Genomic DNA, 6,643 nt, shown 5'->3' on the forward strand with positions numbered 1-6,643 from the left:
CCTGTACCTTCCGCACGCAACGGCCCCCGGCTTCCCCTCCGGTGACTCTTCGTCGCTGTGCGCTCACAACCAGAGTAGGGGCGGGTGGTACGAGTGGGGAAGAGGAGCACCCCCCGGCTCATTACCGTGCCAAACAGGCCCTATTGAGCACATAACGCACGAGTGGACCGTACGAGGCGGCGCACGCCGCATCGTCGAGCGGCACCGCCACGGAGACTCGGCCCTCCGCTTCGCCGACGAAGACCGCCGGATCGTCCGTGTCGGCCACCGCGAGCGTCTCGACACCGAGCTGACCTGCGCCGCACACCCACCCGTGGTCCCCGACGACGAGCCCGGGCAGCGGGCCGCCGGCCGCCGCGGCGGCCTCCAGCGCCACCCGGACCGGCAGGGGCGAATGGGAGTGTGCGCCGGTCTCACTCCCGGCGCACCGCACTCCCGCTTCACGCACCAACGCCACGCCTCCCAGATACTCAAGGCGGTACGTGCGTACGCCGAACCGGGTCGCTATGTCGACACGCCTGCCCTGCGCCGGCATGAGGACTTCACATCCAGCCGTCGACAAAGCGTCTGCGAGCGCGCCGTAGAAACCCAGCAGCCGGTCCGGATGCCCCGTCCCGAACAGCACGGCCGCCCCAGCAGCCGCGGCCTCCCCGAGCCGCCGCGCGAACGCGTCGAGCGCCTCCAGCGTCCGCTGCGGGTCGATCACGTCGGGCCCGGCGACATGGCGCGGATCCGCCGACACCCCGCACCGCCGCGCCATCAGCCGCAGCAGCTCAGGCTCCGGCCAGCCGCGCTGCGGCACGAGCCCCAGCGTCGCACGCGGATCCCGCGCCGCGAACATCCGGTACGACCGCAGGCTCGCCTCCCGCGACGTGGCCACGGGCCCGGCCAGCCGGGCCGCCAGCAGATGCGCGCGCAGCGCCCCGGTAGTCAGCACCCGCCGATGCTCCCGTATCGCGGCCACCGGCGTCCGCGATACGGGCACAAGCCCCACGGTCGGCCTAACGCCCGACCGCACGAACGGTACGCCGACGGCGGCGCTGTGGCCCCCCGGCGGCCACCGGACCCGCGCCGGATCGAGCGGGCTGCCGATGCGACGGGCCGCGCACGAACGAGAGCGCCGGACGGCACCCGTGGCCGGCCCACTGCCGGCACCCCAGCAACCCGGCAACCCGGCACCCCGCCACCCCGACACCCGGCAACCCGACACCCCGACGCCCCGACACCCCGACGCCCCGACACCCTGGCAACCCGGCACCCCGCCAACCCGACACCCCGACACCCGGCACCCCGACACCCGGCAACCCGGCACCCTGGCAACCCGCCAACCCGCCAACCCGACACCCCGGCAACCCGCCAACCCGACACCCCGGCAACCCGCCAACCCGCCAACCCGGCGCCCCGACGCCCCGGCAACCCGCCAACCCAGCGCCCCGGCAGCCCGGCACCCTGGCAACCCGACACCCCGACACCCCGACACCCCGACACCCCGACACCCCGACGCCCCGACGCCCCGGCAGCCGGCTAGGCCAGCAGGCCCCGTTGCGGGAACACCGACGTGCGCGTCGCCCTGATCGCCTGGTCGATGCGGTCCGCCGGGTCGTACCCCGCCTCCCACGGCTGCCACGCCGGCGTCCTGCCGTCCGTCATACGGCCAGGACCCAACTGCCGCGTCCGCGCGTACACTTCATCGCGCCACGACGCCGGAAGCACCGACTCCGGATCCACCGGCCTGTGCGCCGCGATCCCCACCAGATGCGTCCACGACCGCGGCACCACGTCCACCACCTCGTACCCGCCGCCGCCCAGCGCCAGCCACCTGCCGTCCTCCGCGTGCTCGTGCGCCAGGTCGTGGCACGCCGCCTGCACCGCACGCTGCGCGTCGAGCGACACCGCCAGGTGCGCCAGCGGATCCTCGAAGTGCGTGTCCGCGCCGTGCTGCGAGACCAGGACCTGCGGACGGAAATCCGCCACCAGCTCGGGCACCACGGAGTGGAACGCGCGCAACCACCCCGCGTCGCCCGTACCGGCAGGCAGCGCCACGTTCACCGCACTGCCCTCGCCCGCGCCGAACCCCGTCTCCTGCGGCCACCCGGTCCCAGGGAACAGCGTCCGCGGATGCTCGTGCAGCGAGATCGTCAGCACCCGCGGGTCCTCGCGGAACGCCGCCTGCACGCCGTCACCGTGATGCACGTCCGTGTCGACATACGCGACGCGCTCCGCGCCGAGCTCCAGCATCCGCGCGATCGCCAGCGCCGCGTCGTTGTACACGCAGAACCCGGACGCCTCGCCCGGCATCGCGTGATGCAGCCCACCCGTGAAGTTCACCGCGTGCGCGTGCTCGCCGCGCCACACCGCCTCCGCCGCGGCCACCGAGAGACCGGCGATCAGCGCCGACGCCTCGTGCATGCCCGCGAACGCCGGGTCGTCCATCGTCCCGACCCCGTACGAGCCGTCCGCGGAACCCGGATCGGCCGACGCCGCGCGCACCGCGTCGACGTAGTCCTGCCGGTGCACGAGCCGCAGCGTCGAGTCACCCGCGGCGGGCGCCGAGCGCACGTCGACCGCCGCGTCCAGCCCGTACGCCCGTACGAGGCCCATGGTCAGCGCGAGCCGCACCGGATCCATCGGGTGCCGGTCGTCGAACTTGTAACCCGTGACCGCGTCATCCCACATCAACAGCGCGCGGCCGCTCTTGCCCGTCATGCCCGCCACCGTATCCGTCGGGCAGCTGCCCGAACGAGCGGGCGTACAGCGACGCCACCAGAACCATCACCATCGGCACGAGCAACGCGCCCCGGTAGCTCCACGCGTCACCCAACGCGCCCACCAGCGGCGCTCCGACCAGGAAGCCCACGTAGTTGAAGATGTTCAGCCGCGCCACGGCGGCGTCGCTCGCACCGGGGAACATCCGGCCCGCGGCCGCGAAGCACTGCGGCACCAGCACGCACAACCCGAAGCCGAGGACGGTGAACCCGAGGATCCCCGTCCAAGCGCCGGGCGCCACCGCCACTACCGCGAACCCCGCGGCCGCCAGCACCGACCCGAACCGCACGACCGCCACAGGACCGAACCGCCGCACCCCGAAGTCCCCGATCGAGCGCCCGAGCAGCGTCGTCACCATGTACGCGTTGTACGGGACGGTCGCCAGCTCCGCCGAACTGCCCAGCGTGTCCTTGAGGTACTTCGCCGACCAGTTGGACACCGTCGAGTCGCCGATGTACGCGAAGGCCATCACCAGGCACAGCGGCAGCAGCATCCGGAAAACCACCCGCGAGCCTCCCACGTCGGAGCCCCCGGGTTCGGAGCCCCCGGGTTCGGAGCCCCCGGGTTCGGACCGGCCCGGGTCGGCAGCCGCACCCGCATCCACGCCGGCGTCCGCGTACCACCTGCTGCCGATCAGCGCCGCCGGCAGCAGCACCGCCGCCGCCGGCAGGTACGAGACGAACAGCGCCAGGTCCCAGTGCGCGCCGACCCACGCGAGCGAGGCGCCCACGATCCCGCCGAGGCTGTACGCGGCGTGGAAGCCCAGCATGATGGAGCGCCCGTACGCCCGCTGGAGGCTCACCCCGAGCATGTTCATCGAGGCGTCCAGCCCGCCGGCCGACAGCCCGAACGCCCCCAGCGACACGGCGGCCTCCCACATCCGGTTGCCCGCCCCGACACCCAGCAGCGCGAGCAGCGCGACCGGTTGCAGCCACCGCAGCACCACTGAGGGACGCACGCGCCCCACCACGCGCTCCGTGAGCACACTGCCCACACCCGCGAGCACCGGCACGGCCGCCAGGAACACGGGCAGCAGCCCGTCCGAGATGGAGTAGCGGTCCTGGATCGCGGGGATGCGCGTCACCAGGAGGGCGAACGTGACTCCCTGGACGAAGAAGGACACACCGAGGGAGACCCGACCGTGCCGGAGCCGCGCTTGCGTCATGGCGGGAAGCGTAGAACGGACGGCTACCGATGGGTAGACCGGTCACGGCCCCGATCAGGCGGCCGTCGCACGGCTACCCGAGCAGCGCGCGCAGCCCGGACATCTTCGAGAAGTGACCGGACGCGGGGGACAGTTGCGCGGCAGGCGTCATCGCGGTGAACGCGTACACGTCCATCCCCGCCGCACGCGCGGCCGCGAGCCCCAGCGGGCTGTCCTCGACCACGGCGCAACGCGACGGGTCGACCCCCATCCGCTCGGCCGCGTGCAGGAACAGATCGGGCGCCGGCTTGCCGCGGCCCACATCCTGGGCGCTGAAGACGATCTCGTCGCGGAACCACCGGTCGAGCCCCGTCTTGCGGTGCCCGACACGGATGCGCTCGTGGCTGCCCGACGAGGCGACGCAGTACGCGACGCCCTCGGACTCCAGCCCCTCAAGCACCTCGGGCACGCCGGCCACCGGCACCAGTTCACGCTCGAACGCGGCGAACACCCGGGCGTGCAGGGTGTCGTCGAAGTCCGCGGGGAGCGCCTTGCCCGTGCGCTCCATGACCAGATCGTGCACGCGGTGCACGGCAGCGCCCATGTAGTCACGCAGCGAGTCCTCGTAGGAGGTGGGGTGGCCCAGCTCGGTGAGGTAGGCGGCGAGGATCGTGTTCGAGATCGGCTCGCTGTCGACGAGGACGCCATCGTTGTCGAAGATGATCAGGTCATAGCGCATGCTTCCGATCCTAGGAACAGCTGACACGACGAGGTGGCGCGAGGCCGGTCGCCACGCATGCTCACTCGGGCCAGGCGGAGTTCTCGATGACGTCGACGAAGTCCGTACGCCGGAAACCGGGCACGAAGTGTTCCAGTACATCGGCGTTGACCGTGCCGAAGGTCGTGTCCGGACGGTGCCGGAAACCGTCGGTGAACGCCTGGAGGATCCGCCTCTTGAAGTCCGGCCGGGGGTGCGCGGAAGTAACCGCTTCGATCTCCGCCTGTGTGAGGGCCGCCAGGTTGAGGCCGAGTACGTCCGTCTCGACGCCGGCCGTCGTCGCCGCGATCTCCGGTGCCATCTTGTACGGCACCTCAGGCGTGGTGTGCAGGGCGATGGCGGTCCAGACGGTGTCCGCATCGGCCTCTGCCGTGCCTCGGGACACGAGAAAGGCTCGCGCTTGGTCGGCACCGTCCATCTCGAAGCGCTGATCGTCACTGCGGTAGGGCGGAACCAGCCCCGTGTCGTGGAACAGCGCGGCGACGTACAGCAACTCGGCGTCGGGCCGGATGTTCTGCGCGGCGGCCTGGAGGCTGCCGAAGAGGAAGACCCGGCGGGAGTGGTCGAAGATCAATGGCGGAAGGGTGTCGCGCATGAGTTCGGTGGCCTCCCGCGCGAGCTTGCTGTCAGGGATCTCGACTCCGGCTATCAGCTCTGCCATGGCTGTCCTCCCGGGACGGGTTCTGTGCTGGCCTGTGCCACCCACTCTGTGCGGGGCGGGCCGTCCCCGTCCGCTACCCGATGGCCAACACCACCTCGAAAACGGTCATGGCCCCTGCCGTCCTCCCCGGCCTTCGGCCTGCCTGCGGACGGGACCCTGCGCGGTCGCGGCAAACCGCTGCTGATACCTCAGGGGCGACAGCCCCAGATGACGCGCGAAGGCGCGGCGCAGACTCTCGTAGCTGGGGAACCCGGATCCGGCCGCGGCCTCCGTGGCGTTGTGCCCCGCGTCCAGCAGGGCCTTGGCCACGTCGAAGCGGATCAGCTGCACGTACTGCGCCGGCGTCGTATCCAGCTCGGCCCGGAACATGCGCGTCAGATGCCGCGGGCTGACCCGCACCCTCGCGGCCAGGGACCCCAGACTGTGATCGGCTGCCGGATCCTCCTGCACCGCTTCCTGCACCAACCGCAGCACCGGAGTCCGGGGTACGGGCCCCTGAAGCGACGCCGAGAACTGGGACTGGCCCCCGGCACGTTGCATGTACACCACCAGGGAGCGGGCGACCTCACGCGCCAGGCCGGGCCCGTGGTCCTCCTCCAGGAGCGCGAGGGCAAGGTCGATGCCCGCTGTCACACCTGCGGATGTGTACGTCCTGTCATCCCGTACGAAGATCGCGTCGGGCTCCACGTGTGTCGACGGGTAGCGCTGGGCCAGCGCCGTGGCGTGCTGCCAGTGTGTCGTCGCCCGCCTGCCCTTGAGCAGACCCGCAGCGCCGAGGATGAAGGCACCGGTACACACCGAGGCCACACGCCCGGCCCGGCCCGCCAGTGTCTGCGCCGCCGCGCTGAGACCGGGATCCACGGGCGAGCCGGGCAACGCGTCGCCGCCCACGACGACGAGCGTGTCGTACGCGGCGCCGTCCCGTGCATCCGTGTCCGCCGGCACCCGCATGCCGATGGATGACAGCACCGGCGCTCCGTCCGTCGACGTGATACTCAACCGATAGTCGGCGCCGTACCGGTTGGCCTCGCTGAAGACCTCCGCCGGACCGGAGAGATCGAGCATTTTCATGCCGTCGAAGACGAGGATGCCCACGCTGTGAGGTCTCGCTGTCATGGCTTCCGCCTCCACGGATGTCGCCGGCCAAGGACCACGGGTGGGCACGTCGGCCGCCCCTCCCGTCGGGGTCGACCTAGCGGGAAATGCGAAAAGGCCCGCACCAGATGGTGCGGGCCTCCCCGGTCCTGCAACGTATTGTTCGGCGGCGTCCTACTCTCCCACAGGGTCCCCCCTG

At 71.8% G+C, this 6,643-nt stretch carries 6 protein-coding genes; all 6 read right to left on the minus strand.

Going from position 1 to position 6,643, the window contains the following annotated elements; translation table 11 throughout:
- Positions 1-121: 121 nt before the first annotated feature.
- A complete protein-coding gene (locus tag IH48_RS0129490) occupies positions 122-937 on the minus strand; it encodes a phosphatase (RefSeq protein ID WP_030911331.1) in 816 nt (271 codons plus the stop codon).
- 587 nt (positions 938-1,524) lie between these two features.
- Entirely contained in the window at positions 1,525-2,706 is a 1,182-nt protein-coding gene (locus IH48_RS0129495; RefSeq protein WP_234434423.1) for an acetoin utilization protein AcuC, read from the minus strand.
- Positions 2,666-3,931, minus strand: a complete 1,266-nt coding sequence (locus tag IH48_RS0129500; protein ID WP_030911337.1) for an MFS transporter — start codon at positions 3,929-3,931, stop codon at positions 2,666-2,668. The genes IH48_RS0129495 and IH48_RS0129500 overlap by 41 nt, the downstream gene beginning before the upstream one ends.
- A 73-nt stretch (positions 3,932-4,004) precedes the next feature.
- Positions 4,005-4,649 carry an HAD family hydrolase gene (locus IH48_RS0129505; protein WP_030911341.1) on the minus strand — a complete coding sequence of 215 codons (645 nt, stop codon included), beginning with the start codon at positions 4,647-4,649 and terminating at the stop codon, positions 4,005-4,007.
- 61 nt (positions 4,650-4,710) lie between these two features.
- Positions 4,711-5,349, minus strand: a complete 639-nt coding sequence (locus IH48_RS0129510) for an HD domain-containing protein (protein ID WP_030911344.1) — start codon at positions 5,347-5,349, stop codon at positions 4,711-4,713.
- A gap of 105 nt (positions 5,350-5,454) precedes the next feature.
- Positions 5,455-6,465 carry a GlxA family transcriptional regulator gene (locus IH48_RS0129515; protein WP_051840844.1) on the minus strand — a complete coding sequence of 337 codons (1,011 nt, stop codon included), beginning with the start codon at positions 6,463-6,465 and terminating at the stop codon, positions 5,455-5,457.
- Positions 6,466-6,643 lie beyond the last annotated feature (178 nt).

Origin of the sequence: Streptomyces sp. NRRL F-5126, from assembly GCF_000721265.1 — a bacterium.
Classification (GTDB): Bacteria; Actinomycetota; Actinomycetes; order Streptomycetales; family Streptomycetaceae; genus Streptomyces.